The following is a 19,965-nucleotide window of genomic DNA, read 5'->3' as shown; positions in this document are numbered from 1 at the left end:
CGGCTAACTAAGCTGCGCCGGAACGGCTAGATCATTGGCTATCTAACTGACTTCGATCGGCTAAAAGCGGCCAGCGGGGCCGGGAAATACCACCGGGCTTTCCGAGCCATCTAGGCCTACGGCGGCAACGCCAAAGTAGTAATTATCGATGACGATATTTTCCAGCGTGAAACTTTGCACCTTGCCCACATAGCGGCTGTGGCTCCACTCTGCTTCGGTGGTTAGGCGCCAATAGATGCGATAACCGGCCAGTGTTTTGGCGTTTGCGCGGTCGGCTGCGGCCCAGCTCAACTGGGTGTTGGCGCTGACCTGGCCGCTAATTTCTACCTGAGCTGGCGGCGCTGGCGCCCAAGCCATTGACGCTAAAACCACGGCGTTTAAGCCAGTTAATTTGGCCGCGTAGGGAAAGTTAACGCCGGCGAGGCTGTCGCCATAGCTAATGCCGTTTTCGCGGCGCAAATCTTGATGCTGGCGATCGTAGTGCTCCCAGGTTTCCATGATGCGCACACCGGGAAAGCCGGCTTCATTAAACGGGCGATGGTGACCGCCGCGACCGAAGCGATCGAGCCGGTAGATCATCATGATGTCTAAATTTGGCACATACTGTTCGCCAACTTTTTTGATGAAGCGTGCGAGGTTGCGCGAGGCGGAGTCCACTTCGCCACCGGTGAAGCGCCGCTGGTTTGCCTCTTCTGCGGTTTCGACGAAGCGGGTGCCTTCAGAAAACACGCGAGCGGTGTGATTGTCGATAACGCCATTGATGCCTTCGATGTTACCGATCATATCGTTGTTCAGCACCGCGTCGATATTCCACCCTTGTTGTTGTGCATATTTGGCCAATATGGCGCCGCCATAAAGGCCTTGCTCTTCGCCCGACAGGGCTGCGTAAACAATGCTGCCATTGAAGCTGTATTGGCTCAGTAAACGAGCGGCTTCTAATACGCCGGCAACACCGGAACCGTTATCGTTGGCGCCCGGTGAATCGGCGCTGGCATTCATGGGGTCGGTCACACGCGAATCGATATCGCCCGCCATCATCACCACGCGCTTCGGGTCGCGTTTGCCTTTTTGGATGGCGATCACATTGACCACTTCAGTGGGCTCTGGAATGCGTTTACCGGAAACCGTATCGGCCACCGTAATCACCTCTAAACAGTCGCCACAGGCTGAACTGATTCGGCGAAACTCGGCTTCTATCCAGCGCCGGCTAGCGCCGATGCCGCGGCTGTTGGATGCCGTTTCAGATAGGGTGTGGCGGGTGCCAAAGCCAACCAGTTGGGTGATGTCGCGCTCGATCCGAGCGGCGTCTGCGGCAACGCCTATAGCGTAGAGTTCGGCGCGCTCACTCGGTGGCGCCTGCCAGGTTGCGGCACTAACCTCCGCTAGCAGTAGGGCCGTTAGCGTTAAGCAAGTGAGTAGATTCCACGGGGTAAAAAGTTTCATGTTTACGGGCCTTGGTGAGCAAACGTAAGTGTAGAAAAGTTATGACTGGCTTAGCTGAGTGCCGCAAAAGGGGCAGAATTCGATTTCAATAGAGCTTAAATTTAGCACCTCGTCTTCGCGCTCGGCATCGCCATTGGCAACGTCTTCTGCGGTGGCTAACCAGAGGCTAAACAGCTCCCAGTGTTGCTGCGCTTTGCCGTCAATTTTTTTGATGCGGTAAATTTTTAAATGGTGCGGGTGGATATTATTAGTGCACATGTGGCCCTGACCAAGTTCGGATTGGCTTTCCCGCTCTAAGTCTTGTTTGGTGAAATTGCTCATAGGTGATCAACTTGAATATTGGGCCTGATTAGGCCGTTATTGGATAGCGTAAACAAGGTTGTTATTGCCGTGTTCGCACACATAGTATTGGCTTGACAGCCATGCGCACTGCGCCAGCGTCATGCCTTGGCTGTCGGCTGGTTGCTCTGATACACCGAGCGCCGCCTTATCTTTTTTCAAATAATGAAAAAGGGTTTCAAAGCGATTGGCGAAGTCTAAACCTTTGTCGTGGTAATCGTAAAATAAATAGCTGAACTTACCGAACCGGGTGGTGACGCCGGCTAGGCCAATGCTGCGCATTTGGTTCAGGTATTGTTCGTAAGCTAGGTAGAGATAGTCTCGCACCTGTTCTTCATTCTGCATATTTCCGGTAAAGCGCGGTAGGGCCATTTTGCTGGTGGGTGCCAGTGCGGAATCGCTTAAGTGTTTGTTGTGTAGGTTGGTGAGTAGCCGGTAACGTTGCGAGCCACACAGAATTTCTTGGCTATTCAGCCTGCAGCCCTGTGCGTTGGCTAGGTTGGCTATTGTGTTCTTAGTTGACGGCACTGGCTCGGTGGTTGGGCGTTGAGCCGTGTTGGTGCTGTTTGTTGCACTCGGGGCTTTTTTTGGCTTGAGTGAGTGGTTGGATTTTTTGGCGCTACTGTTGAGCGTTGGCGCTTTAACCTCAACGCCAATTTTTGCGGCCGGCCGCTTTAATAACAGAGCCTGAGTTTGTTCGTTGTTGTTTTTAAACTGGTAGAAAGCCGGTAAATTGCTACCTTCGCCCTTAGCTCGAATTTCACAATAAAGCTGTTCGTAATAGGATTCAGCCATGGCAAAGCAGAAAGATTTTTCTGCTGCCAGGCTTGCGTGTGCAAAAAATAGGCTTGATATGAGCAAGGTATGCGCCGCCAGCTGACTTATCTGGCGGCGCCCATTACTGCGGTTGCGATGTTTAATTGGCAACGAGCTCTCCGTTTGCATTTTTGTAGCGATGTATCTCTAACCAGTAGGCCAGTGCCGGTAATAGAGCATAAATCGCGAGTGCGCTGGCTAATACCATGGTTTGGTCGGTAGGCATGGGAACAAAATAGTTGGCGATCAGAAATATTGCCATGGCAATAAAAAATGTGGTGAAGGCGCCAGTGTATTTTAACTCAGATTTTTTCAGGGTTTGGCGCAGCCAAACCGCGGCAAGGGTAAATAGCGCGAGCTCAACTGACAGGGCGAGCAGGGGCGTGTTCCACAGCGCTAGGCCAACTTTGATGTCGCCATACAGTAACAGATCTGGGCGGTGCACAAGAAAGTCTAAAAACCAATGCGACCCCACCACAGCAGCCAACAGGAGCGCGTGACCGTAGCGTTGTTTAAATGCAAGCCAAACACAAAGTAGGCTGACGATAGTCCAAACAGCCGTTGCCAATAGGCTGTGAGTGAAGGGCATGTAATACAAATCTAAGGGATTTGATTTCAAGCTAGGGTCTATGTGCATCAATTCAATATTACTAAACACCAATATTGCCCAAAAAATATCGACCAGTTGTGCGGCAATAAACAGTTGCCACAGGGGCAGCTTGGGCTTGAGGGATTTTGCCGCTAAGGCGGCGCTGTAGTGTCCAATTAACATGTGACGTCCTTGTGGTTTAATGGGTTGAGCCGGCGGCTGAATAGTTAGAAAGTCGCGCTGATTCGTTCAGTTCTTGGGCCAGGAAACAGCCACTTTATCCTAGTTGCCGGTAAATTTCACCAACGATACCCCCGCTATTGATCCGCCTAAGCTGTTGTTTTTTCAGCAGATGGTTGTGCGAATTTGCCTGTTATTAGCGCCGGTATTTTAGCGCTCAAGTTTTAGTGCTCTGATTTTTCGTTGCTTGGGCATCGGCTTGGGCATCAGCTGGGGAATAGGGTAAAGGATCGGGCGCCGCAACCAGATCAACCGGGTGTAGCTTGGCCGATTTTCTATCGCCTAATTCCGCAATCAGCATACCTGCAATAATCGCCGCCGCGCCAAACCAGCCTAGAAGGCCGAGCCGTTCATCGAGCCAAATGGCGCCGGCCACATGCGCGAAGATGGGTTCAAAGGCGAATACCAAGGCCACCTTGTGAGCCTCTAAGGTTTTTTGACAGCTGGTTTGGACCCAAAACCCAAAAGCCGTCGACAGTAAACCCATCCAGAGAAAGGCGCCGATGATGTCCGGCGATAGTAGCGTTAACCAGTGCTGCGGGTCTAAGGAAAAGAGCGTTTTGCTCGGGTCTTGGTCGAATAGCCAGGAGGCGAGCAGGCTATAGAGCGACACGGCGAGCATTTGCAAAATGCTGAGGCTAACGATCGGCAGCTTTTGTGCGTAATGGCCGGTGAGCACTATGTGGCTAGCGAAGGCGATGGCCCCAAGTAACACCAGTAGGTCGCCTTTGTTGAGCGCCGTGTCGGCGCCGCCGGTCAAGCCATAGAGGCCGACCGTTGAAAGGCACACGGCAATCCAGCCGGCGCGGGTGATTTTGTGGCGAAAGCCGAGCCAACTGATTAGCGGCACCAACGGCACCAGCATGCCGGTGATAAAGCCTGCGTTGGAGACGCTGGTAAAGCGCAAACCTTCGGTTTGACTGTAAAAGGCGATGAACAGCAGAAAGCCCAAACTCAAACTGCCGCGCGCCAAGCCGAGCCAATCGTCTACCGGCTCCTTGTGTCTGAGGGATAGCCAAAGTGGAATTAAGCTAAGCGCGGCTATGGCAAAGCGCAGGGCATTTAGGGCCTGCGTGCTGAGTTTGCCGAGGGCGTGCTCAGTGACCACAAAACCAATGCCCCAAATGGCGCAAACAAGAATAAGCAGGGCGAGGGCAACAGAGTTTGAACGGATAACCATAGCGAATGTAAAACCAAAAAGATCGTGGGAAAGGGCCAGTTTAGCCTGCGGGGGTTAAGGGTGAAACGACCGGCACAACTAAAACCCCAATCGATCTATTGGTCGAGCGGGCGCCAGACGGTAAACTAGCGCTCATATTCTCGCACCGGCACCCTTGGCCGTGCCCCTTTAGGTTATTACTATGTCGCAAAAAATTCAGGCCGATCGAACGGCAGCGCTACTTCCCTACTTGGTGGAGCGCCTGCCGGATTGGTCGCGCACGACACTTAAGCAGCGTTTAAAGGCGGGCTGCATCAGTGTTAACGGTAATACGGTTAAGAAACATGATTTTCAAGTGAACAGTGGCGATCAGCTAGAGATAGATGCGGCGCCGAAATCGCCGGAGGCGAGAGCGCATCAATTGCGCAGCCAGCCCATTGAAGTGCTTTACCAAGATCAGGATTTGGTGGCCATTAACAAACCCGCCGGTCTCTTGTCGGTCAGTACCGCCGACGATAACAAGCACAATGCGCTGGCCATATTACGACACCAGCTGTCGCGTCGGGACCGGGAGATAAAGCTCTGGCCGGTGCATCGTCTCGATAGAGATACCTCGGGTGTTTTGTTGTTCGCCACCTCGAGCGAAATACGCGAGGCCGTGATTGCAAAATGGTCTTTGGCTGAAAAAACCTATCTGGCGGTGGTGCAAGGCCAGCCGGAACAAAAAAGCGGCACCATCAACCAGCCATTGCGACTCGATGAGCAGTTTTACTTTATGCACGTGGGCGAGCACCCAGATGCTAAGCCGGCTATTACTCACTATCAAACCGCTAAAACCCAAAAAGGCCGGAGTTTGTTGCATGTACAGTTGGAAACTGGTCGCCAGCATCAAATTCGCGCCCACCTAGCGTGGCTCGGGCACCCGGTTATCGGCGACCCGCGCTACGGTCAGGGTGGCGATCGCTTAGGATTACACGCGCTACGGCTGAAGTTGGTGCACCCCACCAGTCGAATCAAACTGGAATTTGAAACCCCGGCGCCGGCGGATTTTTTAAAGCTAATGGATTAAGCCAAGCTTTTCATCAAACTTAAAAACGATGGGATCACCAATGTGTAGTGATCCCGATAGTTTTATTATTTGGAGTCACCGAGTCGGGCGTCCAAGGTAGGATTTTTTAACCAAATGGAGATGTCTTTGGCTATCGCCTTGGCACAGCGTGCGGTGATTGAGCAGGTGCCTTTTAACCCGCCGAACATACCGCCAGTTGAGTAGCGCGAACCGATAAAGCTGCCAATAACGTTGCCATTTTCGATGAGTTCACCGGTTACCTCCACATTTTTAGCGCCAGACCATGCGCCACCACCGGGAGCAAATGCACTGGTAATTTCCAGCTTTAATTGCTTGCCTGCAGCCGCGAAATCACCATCCACTAAGGTCACCACCTTTTTAGCGTAGGCAGAAAGGTATGATGGTACCTGCGTTTGTAGATTGCATTCATCTTGAACTTTTTGTGGCGCATTAGATTCCGCTGAGAAACTAATGGTTTTTTTTACTTGAATGGGAGCATCTGCAAAGCCGACTGAGGCAACCAAAAGTAGGCTTAAGCAAAAGGCATTTAGACGTGTTTTCATAGTAATTCCTTTTAGTAGGGTTAATCCGTTGATGATGAGTTGCGAAATATTATGTCATGATAATTTTCTTAAGAAAACAAAATGGTTCTGTTAAAAAATGGCTAAACCTTTTTGCGCAAGGAAAATTGTGTGCCGGCTGCCTTTGCCGGCGCGCGCTCTTACTGTGCGTACAGAGACATTGAATTTAGCCTTTTTTAGGCGAGTGACAAAAAGAGAGTCTGGGCCCGCCGACCAGATGGCCAGTCGGCCTTCGCTTGATAAGGTTTGGTAAATCGCTTTTAAACCGTCGAGCGAGTAGAGCCAGTGGTTATCGGATTGGGTTAAACCCTCGGGACCGTTATCCACATCGAGCAAAATGGCATCGAAAGATTCCGGCTTGTTGTCGAACAGTTCGGCGACATCGCCGAGATAAACACGCGAGCGCTTATCGTCCAGTGGTCGACCGGCGCAGTTGCCTAAATCACCTTGGTTCCACTTAACTACTTCAGGGATAAGTTCGGCTACGGTGACGGTGGCGGACTCGGAAACGGTATTGAGCGCCGCGGCGAGGGTATAACCCATACCCAATCCGCCCACTAAGACGCGGGCATTGGCCGTGCTTTTAAACCTTTCGCAACCCAGGTCGGCCAGCGCTTGCTCCGAGCCAAAGACCCGGCTGTTCATCAATTCGCCGCGAATACCCGATAGGCGAATGGAAAATTCATCGCCCCGGCGGGAGAGTTTAAGTTCACCACCGCCATTGGGGATGATGGCTGTGTCGAGGTGAGTCCAAGGCGTCATGGCTATAGGTCGATTTAATTAGGGTGGCGCATGCTACCACACAGGCTTAGGTGCATGGCTGAAAACTTAATTGAAATGATCGCTCGCCGGCTGTCAATCCACAGATGGCTTCAGTGGCGCACAGCGGCAGCCATCAATAGCACTGCATACTTTTTGCTCTGTATCTATGTCGCAAAGGGCGTGATGACGAGGGGGCAGGGTTTTGGGCTTTTCGATGGCTGAGAGGACTTCCTCGGCGATGGCTGTGGCCAGTGCAACGTCGGTTGCTATTGCCTCATTGATATCATTGCAATGCGCGACTTGCTGACAATTTTCATTGTCCTGATTATGAATCGCGATGGCTGAAATACAACCCGTTAGCAGAGCGAGGTTGAGAATCAGGCCCAAAGCGATAACGCGTTGCATGATGACATTCCTTTTAGTGCCTGTAGTTTAGCGCCTGTAGTTTAGTACCTATAGTTCAGTGCCTAAAGTTTAGTACCTAGATTCTGCACTAGGCCGGCAAGGTTTTTCTGGCCGGTTGTTAATGTTTCATCCGCCCACAGGCTATTATCTTAGCGGCATTTTTACAGCTTGCGTTTCGCGCGAATTTCTTGGGCCAGTTTCTTCAAGGCAAAATAGTCCAAACATTTATGTATCCAGGCCCAAAAGAGAATAAGTGGAACGAGGGCGGCAATGAGTAACAGCGCCCCGTTTTGAAATGCCACCAATTCTTTAATGGCCGGCGCCAACCATGCGGGAGCTTGGCCAGCGGCTAAATCCCAGGCTAATAAAATGTACCAGATCGACAGTGTGATGCTGGCGGTGAGAAAGATATTCCGTGTCATGGCGCTATTATAGCCTTGGCGCTCGCTATGGCGATAGCTGCGCCAGGACGGCCTAGTTCGCGTTTACCTCATCGATCTGCTCGTTCAACGTCCAGTAATCGTACAGATAACCTAAGAGGAAAAAGCCGCAGGTGAAGAACCAGATGATGGCGGTAATCCACTTGCCCATATAGAGGCGATGGGCGCCGAAAATACCGAGAAAAGTGAGTAAAATCCAGGTGATGTTGTAGTCAATTTCACCGGAAACATAGCGTCTATCGGCTGCTTCATCCATGCTTGGAATCAGAAAAAGATCGACAATCCAACCGATAAAGAACAACCCTAGGGTAAAAAAGTACAGGGTGCCCGATAGCGGGCGGCCATAATAAAAGCGATGGGCACCCATAAAGCCAAAAATCCAAAGCAGGTAGCCAATCGCTTTACTGTGGGTATTTGCCTTGTATTCCATGTGCTGATCTTCTCCGCGGTTAATCGATTCGTATCATTTGGTCAATCCAATACCAAATTTGACCTGACATTATCACAAGCCCGAGGTGGGAAAACCCAGTGCAAGCCAAGGTGATTAGATTTTGCGGTGTAACCCAAGATTCGCTGTCTGGAATATTAAGGACGTCCTACTCGCCACAGCCCTGAGTGTTATCCGTTCATTGCGCGAACCAAAATCGCTATAGAAAGCCCTGCGACTATAAAGTTCGGGTGACGTATCGGGCGTATAAAATAATGACGTTGATTTTGCTATTGAACTATCCACCCGACCAACCTACTCAGCGCCTTTTGAAACCCGCTCATGGGTTTGATGATGAAGTTGTCGAATTGGATTTCTTGCGCTTTAGCTGCCGTTTTTAATCTCTCATTTAACTCAAGTAAATGCGCTGTGCTCAGTTCAAGCCTAGCTTCTTCAGGTTGGTAGCTTGTGCCGATGGGATAATAGGTGCCTGCCTGATCCATCATTTCTATATGTGCACCTAGTAGAGCTGAGATGGGATGCTGTTTAGAAAAGTTGGCTAATCTGTTAATACTTGCTCGGTAATCCTTCCAATCCTTTACATAGATGTATCCCGGATACAGGGTGTCGCCTGTCAGCAACCATTGCGTTTGGTGGTCATAGATTGTTATACCTTGGTTGTGGTGACCCGGTGTGGGAATAATGCTCAATTTTCTGTTGCCCAAGTCAATTTCAGCCACGCTTTTAGGCCAAGCTTCTAGTTTAAAATAGGCTTTTACCGCTGTTTCTGTTGTGGGAACTAGGGTGGTGTTGGGTTTGTTGTCAAAATACGCGTCGCCCTTGTAGTGGTCTTTGTGGCCGTGTGAATGCGCGATAATCCACTCTTTACTAGTTGTCTGCTCCAGACCTATGAGACCTTCAAGTTGTGTGCGTAAGGAGTGTTCAGGGCTATCCAGCGCCCCAGTATCCAGCACGAAAATTTGGTTTGACCCTATCAGCACGTAAATAAAAGGCGCTTCAAATGTTAGGCATTTATTTTGCCGGAGAATATAACTTTGCGAGTCGTGTTTATAAATATCGAAGGCAGGGTCTAGATTGTTTGCGCAATTGGGTGACCCATGTAGCCATTGAGTTTTGGCAATGACGGGTTCAGGCACAGCTATGTGGGTATTTGGCTCGCGCTCAGTCTTTGCTGTTGAGAGGGTAGAGTAGGTCAGTGCGATCAACAAAGGCGTTATATAGCTTCTGCGCATTTTTTGCTTTCCTTTTACCTTTTTTATTCCTTAGCTTTTTATCGCTGTCAATAGGGGTTTGGCGTGCCTATTTTGTGGTTGCCAGCGGTACTATAAGGAACGCGATGCGGCTTGTATTAAATGTAGGATGAAGCGACCTATATTTGAGTTATATCTGGTTGGGCGAAATAGCGTAGAAAGGGGTGGTTTATTCTAGGCATCTATTCATTTCCGCCTTGCGCGCATAGGTTGCAGATAGTAGATAGGTAAGTATTGAATGGGTAAGCATTGGATAAATGCATTATCTATTGCAACAAATTCGTTTAGCCTGACTCTATGTAGGCTCAAGTTATTTAGCAACGGGTAGGTGGTGGAGGCGAACCTCGTATTCACCGAGCCTTAGAGGGTTAATTTTATGGTAATCGATATCTCAGTTTGGTCGGATATTGCCTGCCCATGGTGTTTCGTTGGCAAACAGCGCCTAGCGGTCGCGGTGGATCAATTGAAGGCGGAAGGTATTGAGGTTGATATTCGTTGGCGTGCCTTCGAGTTAGACCCTAGGCCAAAGGAGAAGGACGGCGCGCCTTATGTGGAGCGCTTGGCGAAAAAGTACGGTCGCAGTATTGCCCAAGCGCAGGAAATGCTCGATACCATGGCTGCTGCTATCCAGACGGCGGGCGGCCCTTGTGATTTTAGCCGGGTTCAGATCGCCAATACCTTTAATGCCCATCGCTTAATTCAGTGGGCCGGTGCTACCGATAGAGCTGGTGAAACGGACGGTGCGCAACACCGGTTAACGGACGGCTTGATGCGCGGGTATCTTGGTGAAGGTTTAGATTTGTCTTCGGCACAGGCCATGGTCGATCTCGTAGATTCTCTTGGTTTAGATGCCCCACGGGCCGCAGGGGTTTTGTCTAGCGATGATTTTGCCGATGCAGTGCGACAAGATGAACAGCTTGCGCAGCAGTATGGTATTTCTGGTGTGCCTTTTTTTGTGATCGGCCGCTACGGCGTATCGGGTGCACAGGAATCCAGTACCTTGATGCAGGCGATTCGCGATGTGCATCGAGAGGCCGCTGAGCAGGAGGCGAATAAATCCCGCTCATTAGTGAGTGACGCGCCAGCCTGTGATGTCGATGGTTGTGATTAACGGTTTTTTGGCCTATATGGTCGCTCAGTAAATGCATTCAATTCATAAAAGGAAAGCAACATGATAACTCTTGGTTTGAAAAATATGCTCTACCGTGGCATCTGCCTTACGTTTGGCATGGCGATGTTTGCCGGTGTAGCGGTGGCCGCCGAAACGCAGTTAACTCTGCCGAATCTGCCGGATGCATCTAAAATGACGGCGCCAACTCAGGATCAATTGGGTACCCTTGCAGAGGGTTACGGTTTGCGAGTGGGTGAAGCAATGCCAAGTTTCGTGTTGCAACGCCATACCGGCGAGCCAGCCAAAAGCAGCGAGCTGCTGGCGGGTGGCGAAACGCTATTGATTATTTTTTATCGCGGCGGCTGGTGCCCTTATTGCAATTTACAGATTCGCCAACTGACAGAAAGTTACAGTCAGTTTAAGCAGCGTAAGGTATTGCCGGTGTTAATTTCCGCCGATGAGGTTGACGCTGCAGCCTTGGCCCAGAGCCGCTACGAAATCCCTTTCCCCGTACTCTCTGATCCGGACCTTTCGGCGCACAAAGCGTTTCGTGTGGTTATGTCCTTAACGCCTGAGCTCTATGAAACCTACAAGGGATACGGTATTGATGTTGAGCAGTGGTCCGGTCGAGTTCACCACCAATTTGCCGTTGCCTCTGCCTTCCTTGTCGATCCAAAAGGTAAGGTTAAGTGGGCGCACGCATCGCTAGATTACAAACAACGGCCGAGTGTGGCTCAGCTGTTGGGTGTTATTGACGCGCAAAAATAAAATGGAAAGAGCGATCTGTTAGCGATTTCGCAAGGCTAAATGGATTCAACCTTGCGAACGAGTTAACTATTTTTAGTTGTCTCTGTATTGCATAAAACTCACCACTGCATGATATAGCTTAAAACGGCTAGTCTCCAATAGCGCCGCATGGTCGGCGTTACCTAAAATAAGCCACTGTTTGTCTTTGGCGGCAATTTTTTTAAACAGCTCGGCGTCAGCATTGAGATTCATGTATGGGTCTGATTCAGCTTGTAATAGCAGCGTTGGGCGGGTGAGCTTTGTGGCGTCGAGTTGATTCCATTGCTCCAGAGCGCGCCAGTCGGTGCGAATGGGGTCGGCCATTAATGCCGCCTTTACATAGGCCTCAACGGCGCTTTTTGAAATGGTGCCAGGTAAGATGAAATCTTCAGCGGCGGCTGCGGCCGTGGTGGCTAGGCGCGGCGGTTGCGTTGGCGTTTTACCGGCTGCAATGGTATCGAGCGGGAAACCGTAAAGCACTAAGCGCTCGACTTTATTTGGGTAGAGCTGGGCGGTGAGCATGGCAACTAAAGAACCGTTCGACCAGCCAAAAAGCGTTGTTGCGCCTAGGTCGGGGTGCTTGTTATGAATAAAGTCTAGCGTGGTCGCCAAGTCTTTAGCCGCGCGAGTTGGGGTGTTCCAGCCGCTACTGTCGCGCTCGGATTTGCCGTACCCGCGCAAATCAATGGCGTAAACGGCCAGGCCCTTGGCCGCCAAAGCATTCATCATCGACAGATCTTCAGCTTCCGTAACGAGATCGAAATCCGGTAGCGCACTCCATGTGCGACCGTGGACTAATAATATACTGCCCCAAGGTTGCGGCGCGCTCTTGCTGTACAGCATTAACCGATGGCCGTCATCCATTGCCACCGTTTGTTCTTGTAGGCTAACCGCAAGAGTCAGCTGGCTTAATAACATCAGGGCAAGGAGGCCGAGCAGGGGAGAGAGTTTATCTAAGTTCATGATTAGCTCAGTGTTTGCTAGTTAAGTGTGTTGAATTGAATGCGTTGTTTTACGCTTATGCAATAGCTTAGTGCGCGAGGGCTTGGAGCCCTAAACCACGTTGCCTGTAGGCCTCGTATTGGGGACGGCGTATTTTGGCTATCTCGACTAGACTTGTTGCTGTCGCCTATGAAGCTTGAAGGAAACAGTCGGTGGTTATGAAATTTGAAGGCCTTAAATTATTACCCGGTATCCCTTTACAGCTCCAGTTTCATCATACGCCTGATCTTCGCGAGCGTTCCCTATTGGTTGGCTACCTGCGGAATAAGGGGATAGTGGTGACCACGCCGCAAATTAATGGCAGTTCAAGGCCGGTAAAAATAGGCGAGCAATTGAACATTCGCTTATTTTCCAGTGAGGCTAACTCGGCCGTCGCCTTTAGTACCCAGACAACCCATGTAACCGTGTCACCTTTCCCACAGCTTTATCTATCCTATCCCGCTTCGGTTGCCACCGGTGAAATTCGCAAGGCGGTGAGGGTGACCACGGAGTTGATTTCGACGGTAAAAATAGCGGGGGCGAGCCTTTCGGTGACGATTGTTGATTTGAGTACGTCGGGTTGCCGGATTGAGTCGTCAAAGCCTCTGGGCGTTGCCGGCGATCGTTTTGTGATGGTCACCAAGGTTGATGCGGCCGGCACTCGGCGTATTGTTCAGCTGCCCTGTGAAATTAAGGTGGTCATCAATGAAAACCTCGATGCCGATGTGTGTAGCTACGGTTTAGCGTTTGACACATTAAGTGAAGAGGTTAGTTTGGTGTTACACGCCTATGTGTATTATCAGCTACGGCAGGCCTAAGGCCTCTGAGCAGGGCGCCGAGCCTATCTAAGTCTAGGCGCTACTAACGAAATTTGGATGATGACACCCAGTGGCTAACACCACTGGGTGTTTTTTAAGAGGCGGTTTTTGTCACCTCAATCGCAATGCCCATATGGTCAGTGACCGCGGCAGCTAGATTTTTCTCGTTGCTACTGACCGCGGTGCTCTGCGACAGATAGGCTTCTTTACCAATGCTGACGCTGGCGCTGTTGTACACAGCCACGTCGTACATTTTCGTCGCATTGCTGTTGGTGCCTTTGAAACTTCTGTTGTGGCTATCCATAGGTGTAAGGTCGGTGGGATTAGTCGCATTGCGACAAACCGCCCCTAAGGCGCGCGACAAAACCCTTGGGGTAAACTCGGGGCTAGCTTGGTTGGTGTCGCCCATAACAATATCGATTGCCCCCTTCCCCTTAGCCACCAGCTCGCGATTAATAGTTTGATAAAAGCTAACGGCTGCGTCTTCTGATTTGGCAATGGCATTGGGGACGTGAACAAATACGGCATTGACGTTGCCGCTTTTTATCGCAATCCAGCCCATGCCTGAACCTAAAAATTCGTGGCTGCTGGTATTGCTGGCGTGCACACTAAAGCTGTTGCAGGCTTTGCCGGTTGAGCTGGCGACAACTAAGTTACCCGCGTGAGATTGCATCGAGCTCCACTCGGCGTTATTGCCGTCTAGCTCGCCATAGACCAAGAGGTCGCAGCTTCTACCAAACTGCCTGACCAAGTGTTGGTGGGTATCCCGCGCTTTGCCCTCGACCATGGCGAGAAACTGGTGATCGCTGTGTTGACCTTTGCCCATGTAGCCTTGCGCCGCTGATTTCACCAACTGTGCAGGCCCGTGCACGGGAGTTTCCGGCGTCGCGCCCGGTGCGGTGGGCATGGAAAGCTTCCACGCTTGACTGGTGGCTGCTTGCGCGTCGTGTGTGTCGCGTGTGAAGCGCTGGGCCTTAGAGGCACTTATGCCATGCTGGTTGCTGGAATTGGAGTTTAGGGATTGATAGAAGAAAATTGGCACGTTAGAAACCTCATCCTGATGTACGTGGGGATATCCATGGGTGGCCTAACGCAAAGTGCGAAGGGCGACTGAAAAAGACTTTTACCGCACCCGCCGAGTAATGCCAATACACTAAGCGGTATGAGCCTAAAGTTGGCGTGAAATTCTTTTATCTCTGGGTAAAAGTGCGATTTGTTCGAGTAAATGGCGGCCGTTATAGGCGTTGATGTGGTGCGCTAGTACCTGCACAGGGCGCGCGTCATAGCTCGTATTGACTGGTGTGCTACTCACTCTGTAAACAAGGCGCGGGCGTGCACGGGCAGTTAAAACGGCAGACAATTTATTGACCCTAAGGTTCGGTAAGCGCTGGTTGATTTTTACACAGTATGGCTGTTGAAGCGCAATTTTGGCCACTTAAAAGCAACTAGGGAAAAGGGCGACATTGTCTCCGTTGAGGCTGGTTAAGCTCCATTGAGGCTTTAGGTTTTCGCGCCTTGCAAACACTACCCAACTTCTCCATAATGCGCCGCTTGTTATGGCGGCCCCTTTCGGTCCTCCCGCAATGAAGCCCTGTAAACCCCGCCAGGCCCGGAAGGGAGCAACGGTAGCAGAATCTTCGTGTGCCGGGATGCGGCTGACTGGGGTTGCCACCTAACACAACCGAACACCCCCGCTTGCCTATTCGTCCTTGTTATCATTTCTAAGCTTTTAAATGCTGGGCTAAGTGCCAGTTCGTTTTTCGCTCCGTCACTCTTGTATTCAGCGCAACCTGAAGCATTCTGTTGTACCACCGGTTCACTCGCTTAAGCCTTCGCCCTTAGGTTTTATTATGCTTGGCACTTTAGGTCTTAGTTTTTCGCTACTGCCTGCTTGGCTTTTCGCTATTCCTTGCAGAGTAGGTTTGTTAATCTTGGCGCTCTTTGGTCTTTCGCAAACCTTATGACGCAGCCTGTATTTGATCTTTCGGCCAATCACGTGGCGCCCCTGCAAAGGCGCACCAAGCGCGACCACTTGGTGCACAAGCTATTGGAGATGATTTACCAAGGGCTGTTGCGCGATGGCGACTCTTTGCCAGCCGAGCGCGAGCTTTCTACGCTGTTTAGCGTCAGCCGAGAAACCGTGCGCGGTGCGTTGTCTGTGTTGGCCGGTTGGGGTTTGCTTAGCGTTTCTCAAGGGGCCAAGACGCGCGTGCTGCGCACTGAGGCGCAGTTACAGCTGTGTGCGCAGTTGATGCCCGAGCTCGACGCGCTGGATATTCGCCATTACACCATAGCGTCAGTTTTCGAGAGCCGTATCGTGGTTGAAACCAACATTGCTCGTTTAGCTGCGAACAAAATTGATAGCAAGGGTAAAGCTGCGCTTAATAAGTTGTTGGATCAACAAGCCACGTTGCTGGATGAAAAAATCCACTTTCAATTGGCGGATAAACACTTCCACGAAAAGATTGCCGACATTGCCGGCAATCCCATTCTGGCCCGCTATGCCCAAGAGCTGTACAGCTACGGTCTGTATTTCCGCCGCGAGGTGTTAGAGGGCCAGTGCATGGTCGAAGACAGCTACGCTGAGCACGTCAACATTACCCAGGCCATTTGTTCTGGCGACGGGGATGCTGCGGCTGAGGCTATGTTGGTTCATCTACAAAGTGTATTGTCTTTGTCCAAAACCGCTCTTTGAGCGTCGGGTCGACCAAAAATTACGTCGTTTCGGCTCAAGGCTATGGTGGTAAATCCCGCTCTCTCGTCTGGCTATGGCCTAAGCTCTAAAGCTTACGGCGCTACTATATTAATTTTTCATGGAGATTCTCATGCCTCAGCGAGTGAGTTGGGTTATTTATTGGGTATTGGCATCGCTGTTATGGGCGTGTGCGGCACCAGAGTCAGGTGTGTCTAAGGCAGCCGACGGCGAGGCGCAAGCAGCCGAGGCGGTGCGTTTAAATGCTTGGTTTCAAACTAACTTTGAAGCCGATCTGCAGCGCTACCCTGAATACAAGACCTACTTAGGTATGACCGATGATTTGGTGGCCTACGGCCGGTGGAATGATCCAAGCGAAGCTTTTCAGGCTGAGTCTGTTGCCCTAACCAAGGCGCGTTTGAATGATATGCGTGAACTATTTGATGTGCATGCCTTGCCTCATCAGTCTCAGGTGTCGTTCAAGTTCGCAGAGTTTAGTGCCGTTAATGCCCTGGCTCAGGCTGAGTTTGACGACCAAGGCTATGTTTTCACCCAGTTTTTCGGCCCTCACTCCGACATGAGCACGCTCTTGATCGGTTATCAAAAAGTCGAAAATGTCGGGCAGGCCGAAGCTTACTTAAGTCGCTTAGAGGGCTTTGGCCCAACCCTACAAACGCACATCGATATCGCGCAAAGCCGGGCCGCAAAGGGAGTATTGCCACCGCGTTTTGCTTATCCCGTGGTGATAGAAACCAGTAAGGGCATGATTACCGGGCAACCCTTTGATAGCAGTGACAAAGACTCACCCTTATGGGCTGATATTAAAACCAAGGTGAATGCGTTAGGTATTGATTCAGCGGCAAAGACAGCGCTGTTGGCTCGAGCAAAAGATTCTTTGCTGACGTCGGTGCAGCCGGCCTATCAACGTTTGATTGCGGTGATGGAGAGCCATGAAAAATTGGCCGGCAGCGAAGATGGCATTTGGAAGTTGCCCCGTGGCAAAGCTTATTATGAAGCTCAGTTGGCAAACTACACCACCCGCGACGATATGACAGCGGCGCAAATTCATCAGTTGGGTTTAGCGGAAGTTGAGCGTATTCACGGTGAAATGCGAGACATCATTAAACGCGTTAATTTTAACGGCGATCTGCAGGCGTTTTTTAAACACCTACGCGAGAGCGATGAGTTTTACTATTCAGATGACGAGGCTGGCCGGCAGAGATATTTATCGGAAGCCAAGGCTTACATCGATAACATTATGCTTAAAGCACCGTCATATTTTGGCGCGCTGCCAAAGGCCGAGCTCGACGTTCGCGCAGTGGAAGCTTACCGCATAGAGTCTGCCACAGGCGCGTTTTACGAGCCGGGGTCATTGGACGGAAAGCGCCCGGGTGCTTACTACGTTAACTTGAGTCAGATGCGCGAGTTGCCGGTGTATCAAATGGAGTCTTTGGCTTATCACGAGGGTGCGCCAGGTCATCACTTTCAGAGCACCATCGCGCAGGAGCTGCAAGATGTACCCATGTTTCAAAAGTTAACTTGGTATTCGGCCTATGGTGAAGGCTGGGCCTTGTATGCTGAAAAACTGGGTAAAGATATGGGCGAGTTCAGCGACCCTTACCAAGACTTTGGGCGCTTGAGCTACGAAGTGTTTCGCGCCGCTCGTTTAGTGGTTGACACGGGTATTCACAGCAAGCGCTGGACCGAGAAGCAGGCGCAAGACTACATGTTGAGCGCCACGCCTATGACCTTTGGCGATATAGAAAATGAAGTAAGGCGTTACATTGTTTGGCCCGGTCAGGCGGTTTCTTACAAAATCGGCATGCTAACCATTTTGGAGTTGCGCGACAAAGCCATGCAGGCGTTAGGTGATGACTTTAGTTATGGCGAGTTTCACGATGTGGTACTCACCAACGGCTCTGTGCCATTAACGCTGTTGAGCGAAGAGGTGGATGGTTGGATTGCTAGTAAGCTTTAAGCTTTAAGCTACAAGCTACAAGCTACAACCCGGATGGTCTGGTCTGACACTTCGGGCCCTGCAAGCTAGATATACGTAAACGGTAGGTTTTTCGCCAAACATAAAAAAAGCACCTATAGGTGCTTTTTTTATGTTTGGAGGGCAGAAAAACTACTCTGCCATTTCCTTCATCTTCTTCAGGGGGCGAATTTTAACAGAGATGCTTGCAGGCTTGGCCTTGAACATTGTCTCTTCACCGGTGAAGGGGTTGATGCCTTTGCGCGCTTTTTTGGCTGGCTTTTTCACAGTCATGATTTTCATCATGCCAGGTAGAACAAATTCACCACAGGCCTTTTTCTTGATGTGGGCTTCGATGACGTTGCCCAGCTCTTCAAGAACAGCGCTAACTTGCTTCTTGCTCAGCTCAGTTGTCTCAGCAATGTGAGTAACCATTTGAGTTTTGTTGAAACGCTCGGCAACGGCTTTCAAAGCAGCTGGCTTTTTAGCGGCGGCAGCTTTTGGTGCTGCTTTTGCTTTTGGGGCGGCTTTGGCTTTTGCTGGGGCTTTCTTGGCAGGTGCTTTTTTGGCGGCCATGCGTAAAATCCTTTGGATGTTGATTTTATTAAATTTAAGGGGTAAGCGATCGGAGCAGGTTGTTGCTACCTGCTCTGAACTTGAGGTTGAAAAGCCCTTGTTTTATAGGCTTAAACGCACGCTCAAACGCTTAGGCACTATATATAAAGCATTCTTTCTAGCTGGGCAATAACTTAAGTGATAAAAAGGCAAAAAAGCCCTGTTTTTACAGGGGTATTTGAAATAATACCGGTATTGCCTGCTTTTTATTATCGCTTTGGTTATAAGCTTGAATAAAATTCAATCAGCGGTTGAGTTTTAATCAAACCGCGTTTGGCGATGTTTTAATGAGACTGGGTGCGCTTGGGTCGCGCAATTTGGTTAAATATATTGACCCAATCTTGGCTAAATTGGCTACCCGCATAGCGGTTAATTTCAAGGATGGCGCGAATCAGTGGCCGTTGAGGTTGGTCCACATGGGCTCTGCTATTGACGCAGGCATCGAAGGCATCCGCGATGGCCAATATCTTGGCGCCATCGCAAATTTCGCTTTCGGTCAATTTGTTGGGGTAACCAGCGCCGTTACATTGCTCGTGGTGCTGCAATATGATGTTGGCCGCTTGCGCCCAATTTCCCATCTCCTGCATTAAGGTTGCACTTGTTTTGACGTGAGCTTGCACGCGCAATCGCTCGGCGGCTGTATATTTTTCAGGCTTGTGCAGCAGCTCGAGGGGTAAAAAGGCCATGGCAAAATCGTGCATATAAACTGCCGCTAACAGTTGGTTGGCATCAATAGGCGCGCCGGCGGCGCTATTCATATTAAGTGCTAACTCGGCGATGCGTTGGGTTCGGCCGGCCCAGTAAGGCGAGCGCTGGTCGATGGCGGGTAACAACTGCGCAAAAAAGCGCAGGTCGTTATTTAGTACAACCCCGTGCTTGGAAAATTCTGAATCCGGTGCGGCGAGCTCCGCCTCTGCGTCTAGCGCTTTAATCGCTTGGCTAATAATAGCGGTGCGCTGACTGGGTTCGCAGTTGGCAATGCGACTGATCTTTTCGCAGATAGACTGCATCTGCGCTTCGCCGAGGTTGCTAGCTTGTTGCTGTAGGCGGTTTTCAACCAGTTCGTGGGTGGTGTCCATGGCCAGTAAAATGACGTCGCTGAGTAGGTCGTCATAGCGGAGCTGGCCTTTGCGGAGTGGCTCTAGTACGTCTTCAACGCTCTGCAATAGCGGGCAAATGTCCACTAACCCCACGTAGATAAGGTTGCCCTTAATAGTGTGAACCCGACGAAAAAGGTCGTTCAGTAGAGCGTCATTGCTCGGCTCTTTCTCAAGCTTCAGTAGCAGGTGCTCAGAGGCCTGGTAGGCCTCTTCAAAATCGTTAAAGAAGTCCGCTACCATTTCCGCGTCTGGGCTGCTGAATTGAGCCGTTGTCATAGACCTCTTTTCCGTTATTTGAGCAAGGGATGGTGAAGCCTAGTTGATGCCTAGGCACCTGAATGCCTCG

At 50.7% G+C, this 19,965-nt stretch carries 21 protein-coding genes and 1 other RNA gene; 7 read left to right on the top strand and 15 right to left on the bottom strand.

Going from position 1 to position 19,965, the window contains the following annotated elements; translation table 11 throughout:
* Positions 1 to 60: 60 nt before the first annotated feature.
* The 5 genes from QWY82_RS16295 to QWY82_RS16275 all read right to left on the bottom strand — a co-directional run bounded on the left by QWY82_RS16295 (position 61) and on the right by QWY82_RS16275 (position 4,607).
* Complete coding sequence (locus QWY82_RS16295; protein WP_290264499.1) at positions 61 to 1,443, bottom strand: M28 family peptidase; 1,383 nt, start codon at positions 1,441 to 1,443, stop codon at positions 61 to 63.
* Between the two features lie 39 nt (positions 1,444 to 1,482).
* Entirely contained in the window at positions 1,483 to 1,764 is a 282-nt protein-coding gene (locus QWY82_RS16290; protein ID WP_290264496.1) for a hypothetical protein, read from the bottom strand.
* Positions 1,765 to 1,800: 36 nt separating this feature from the next.
* Positions 1,801 to 2,709 (bottom strand): hypothetical protein, encoded by a 909-nt coding sequence (locus QWY82_RS16285; RefSeq protein ID WP_290264494.1) that lies wholly within the window; start codon positions 2,707 to 2,709, stop codon positions 1,801 to 1,803.
* Positions 2,699 to 3,370 (bottom strand): hypothetical protein, encoded by a 672-nt coding sequence (locus tag QWY82_RS16280; protein WP_290264491.1) that lies wholly within the window; start codon positions 3,368 to 3,370, stop codon positions 2,699 to 2,701. The genes QWY82_RS16285 and QWY82_RS16280 overlap by 11 nt, the downstream gene beginning before the upstream one ends.
* 214 nt (positions 3,371 to 3,584) lie before the next feature.
* The gene (locus QWY82_RS16275; RefSeq protein ID WP_290264489.1) at positions 3,585 to 4,607 is read right to left on the bottom strand and encodes a DMT family transporter; all 1,023 of its coding nucleotides are present in this window, start codon (positions 4,605 to 4,607) and stop codon (positions 3,585 to 3,587) included.
* A 181-nt stretch (positions 4,608 to 4,788) separates the two neighbouring features.
* Between QWY82_RS16275 and QWY82_RS16270 the strand changes: the two genes are divergently transcribed.
* Positions 4,789 to 5,655, top strand: a complete 867-nt coding sequence (locus QWY82_RS16270) for an RluA family pseudouridine synthase (RefSeq protein ID WP_290264486.1) — start codon at positions 4,789 to 4,791, stop codon at positions 5,653 to 5,655.
* Positions 5,656 to 5,720: 65 nt separating this feature from the next.
* Here QWY82_RS16270 and QWY82_RS16265 read toward each other — a convergent pair whose 3' ends face one another.
* The 6 genes from QWY82_RS16265 to QWY82_RS16240 all read right to left on the bottom strand — a co-directional run bounded on the left by QWY82_RS16265 (position 5,721) and on the right by QWY82_RS16240 (position 9,499).
* Complete coding sequence (locus tag QWY82_RS16265) at positions 5,721 to 6,218, bottom strand: hypothetical protein (protein WP_290264483.1); 498 nt, start codon at positions 6,216 to 6,218, stop codon at positions 5,721 to 5,723.
* A gap of 90 nt (positions 6,219 to 6,308) precedes the next feature.
* Positions 6,309 to 6,998 carry a spermidine synthase family protein gene (locus QWY82_RS16260; protein WP_290264481.1) on the bottom strand — a complete coding sequence of 230 codons (690 nt, stop codon included), beginning with the start codon at positions 6,996 to 6,998 and terminating at the stop codon, positions 6,309 to 6,311.
* A gap of 93 nt (positions 6,999 to 7,091) precedes the next feature.
* Entirely contained in the window at positions 7,092 to 7,403 is a 312-nt protein-coding gene (locus tag QWY82_RS16255) for a hypothetical protein (RefSeq protein ID WP_290264478.1), read from the bottom strand.
* A 161-nt stretch (positions 7,404 to 7,564) separates the two neighbouring features.
* Entirely contained in the window at positions 7,565 to 7,825 is a 261-nt protein-coding gene (locus tag QWY82_RS16250) for a hypothetical protein (RefSeq protein WP_290264476.1), read from the bottom strand.
* Between the two features lie 52 nt (positions 7,826 to 7,877).
* Positions 7,878 to 8,273 carry an NINE protein gene (locus QWY82_RS16245; RefSeq protein WP_290264475.1) on the bottom strand — a complete coding sequence of 132 codons (396 nt, stop codon included), beginning with the start codon at positions 8,271 to 8,273 and terminating at the stop codon, positions 7,878 to 7,880.
* 287 nt (positions 8,274 to 8,560) lie between these two features.
* Positions 8,561 to 9,499, bottom strand: coding sequence for an MBL fold metallo-hydrolase (locus QWY82_RS16240; RefSeq protein WP_290264473.1), 939 nt, complete (start codon positions 9,497 to 9,499; stop codon positions 8,561 to 8,563).
* A 418-nt stretch (positions 9,500 to 9,917) separates the two neighbouring features.
* Between QWY82_RS16240 and QWY82_RS16235 the strand changes: the two genes are divergently transcribed.
* Positions 9,918 to 10,652: a DsbA family oxidoreductase gene (locus tag QWY82_RS16235; protein ID WP_290264471.1), complete on the top strand. Its 735-nt coding sequence runs from the start codon at positions 9,918 to 9,920 to the stop codon at positions 10,650 to 10,652.
* Between the two features lie 60 nt (positions 10,653 to 10,712).
* Positions 10,713 to 11,420, top strand: a complete 708-nt coding sequence (locus QWY82_RS16230; protein WP_290264469.1) for a peroxiredoxin family protein — start codon at positions 10,713 to 10,715, stop codon at positions 11,418 to 11,420.
* Between the two features lie 72 nt (positions 11,421 to 11,492).
* Here QWY82_RS16230 and QWY82_RS16225 read toward each other — a convergent pair whose 3' ends face one another.
* Complete coding sequence (locus tag QWY82_RS16225; RefSeq protein WP_290264467.1) at positions 11,493 to 12,401, bottom strand: alpha/beta hydrolase; 909 nt, start codon at positions 12,399 to 12,401, stop codon at positions 11,493 to 11,495.
* A 197-nt stretch (positions 12,402 to 12,598) separates the two neighbouring features.
* On the opposite strand from QWY82_RS16225, the gene QWY82_RS16220 reads away from it, so the two are divergent.
* On the top strand, positions 12,599 to 13,237 hold the full coding sequence (locus QWY82_RS16220; RefSeq protein ID WP_290265726.1) for a flagellar brake protein: 639 nt from the start codon (positions 12,599 to 12,601) through the stop codon (positions 13,235 to 13,237).
* Between the two features lie 94 nt (positions 13,238 to 13,331).
* Here the strand turns inward: QWY82_RS16220 and QWY82_RS16215 are convergent, their stop codons facing one another.
* On the bottom strand, positions 13,332 to 14,279 hold the full coding sequence (locus QWY82_RS16215; protein WP_290264465.1) for a hypothetical protein: 948 nt from the start codon (positions 14,277 to 14,279) through the stop codon (positions 13,332 to 13,334).
* Between the two features lie 525 nt (positions 14,280 to 14,804).
* Here QWY82_RS16215 and ffs point away from each other — a divergent pair.
* The 3 genes from ffs (at position 14,805) to QWY82_RS16200 (ending at position 17,907) form a co-directional block, all read left to right on the top strand.
* An RNA gene (ffs, locus tag QWY82_RS16210) (signal recognition particle sRNA small type) lies at positions 14,805 to 14,901 on the top strand.
* 296 nt (positions 14,902 to 15,197) lie between these two features.
* Positions 15,198 to 15,932 carry a FadR/GntR family transcriptional regulator gene (locus tag QWY82_RS16205; RefSeq protein ID WP_290264463.1) on the top strand — a complete coding sequence of 245 codons (735 nt, stop codon included), beginning with the start codon at positions 15,198 to 15,200 and terminating at the stop codon, positions 15,930 to 15,932.
* A 130-nt stretch (positions 15,933 to 16,062) separates the two neighbouring features.
* Positions 16,063 to 17,907 (top strand): DUF885 domain-containing protein, encoded by a 1,845-nt coding sequence (locus QWY82_RS16200; RefSeq protein ID WP_290264461.1) that lies wholly within the window; start codon positions 16,063 to 16,065, stop codon positions 17,905 to 17,907.
* A 150-nt stretch (positions 17,908 to 18,057) separates the two neighbouring features.
* Here the strand turns inward: QWY82_RS16200 and QWY82_RS16195 are convergent, their stop codons facing one another.
* Positions 18,058 to 18,480: an HU family DNA-binding protein gene (locus QWY82_RS16195; protein ID WP_290264459.1), complete on the bottom strand. Its 423-nt coding sequence runs from the start codon at positions 18,478 to 18,480 to the stop codon at positions 18,058 to 18,060.
* Between the two features lie 323 nt (positions 18,481 to 18,803).
* Positions 18,804 to 19,895, bottom strand: coding sequence for an HD domain-containing phosphohydrolase (locus QWY82_RS16190; RefSeq protein WP_290264457.1), 1,092 nt, complete (start codon positions 19,893 to 19,895; stop codon positions 18,804 to 18,806).
* Positions 19,896 to 19,965 lie beyond the last annotated feature (70 nt).

The sequence above is a fragment of the Simiduia curdlanivorans genome, assembly GCF_030409605.1.
Taxonomy (GTDB): domain Bacteria; phylum Pseudomonadota; class Gammaproteobacteria; order Pseudomonadales; family Cellvibrionaceae; genus Simiduia; species Simiduia curdlanivorans.
This window is presented reverse-complemented; position numbering and strand designations above follow the sequence as displayed.

Coding starts and splice junctions, on each gene's coding strand:
- QWY82_RS16295 (WP_290264499.1), bottom strand. CDS start 1,443: ATGAAACTTTTTACCCCGTGGAATCTACTCACTTGCTTAACGCTAACG.
- QWY82_RS16290 (WP_290264496.1), bottom strand. CDS start 1,764: ATGAGCAATTTCACCAAACAAGACTTAGAGCGGGAAAGCCAATCCGAA.
- QWY82_RS16280 (WP_290264491.1), bottom strand. CDS start 3,370: ATGTTAATTGGACACTACAGCGCCGCCTTAGCGGCAAAATCCCTCAAG.
- QWY82_RS16275 (WP_290264489.1), bottom strand. CDS start 4,607: ATGGTTATCCGTTCAAACTCTGTTGCCCTCGCCCTGCTTATTCTTGTT.
- QWY82_RS16270 (WP_290264486.1), top strand. CDS start 4,789: ATGTCGCAAAAAATTCAGGCCGATCGAACGGCAGCGCTACTTCCCTAC.
- QWY82_RS16265 (WP_290264483.1), bottom strand. CDS start 6,218: ATGAAAACACGTCTAAATGCCTTTTGCTTAAGCCTACTTTTGGTTGCC.
- QWY82_RS16260 (WP_290264481.1), bottom strand. CDS start 6,998: ATGACGCCTTGGACTCACCTCGACACAGCCATCATCCCCAATGGCGGT.
- QWY82_RS16255 (WP_290264478.1), bottom strand. CDS start 7,403: ATGCAACGCGTTATCGCTTTGGGCCTGATTCTCAACCTCGCTCTGCTA.
- QWY82_RS16250 (WP_290264476.1), bottom strand. CDS start 7,825: ATGACACGGAATATCTTTCTCACCGCCAGCATCACACTGTCGATCTGG.
- QWY82_RS16245 (WP_290264475.1), bottom strand. CDS start 8,273: ATGGAATACAAGGCAAATACCCACAGTAAAGCGATTGGCTACCTGCTT.
- QWY82_RS16235 (WP_290264471.1), top strand. CDS start 9,918: ATGGTAATCGATATCTCAGTTTGGTCGGATATTGCCTGCCCATGGTGT.
- QWY82_RS16230 (WP_290264469.1), top strand. CDS start 10,713: ATGATAACTCTTGGTTTGAAAAATATGCTCTACCGTGGCATCTGCCTT.
- QWY82_RS16225 (WP_290264467.1), bottom strand. CDS start 12,401: ATGAACTTAGATAAACTCTCTCCCCTGCTCGGCCTCCTTGCCCTGATG.
- QWY82_RS16220 (WP_290265726.1), top strand. CDS start 12,599: ATGAAATTTGAAGGCCTTAAATTATTACCCGGTATCCCTTTACAGCTC.
- QWY82_RS16205 (WP_290264463.1), top strand. CDS start 15,198: ATGACGCAGCCTGTATTTGATCTTTCGGCCAATCACGTGGCGCCCCTG.
- QWY82_RS16200 (WP_290264461.1), top strand. CDS start 16,063: ATGCCTCAGCGAGTGAGTTGGGTTATTTATTGGGTATTGGCATCGCTG.
- QWY82_RS16195 (WP_290264459.1), bottom strand. CDS start 18,480: ATGGCCGCCAAAAAAGCACCTGCCAAGAAAGCCCCAGCAAAAGCCAAA.
- QWY82_RS16190 (WP_290264457.1), bottom strand. CDS start 19,895: ATGACAACGGCTCAATTCAGCAGCCCAGACGCGGAAATGGTAGCGGAC.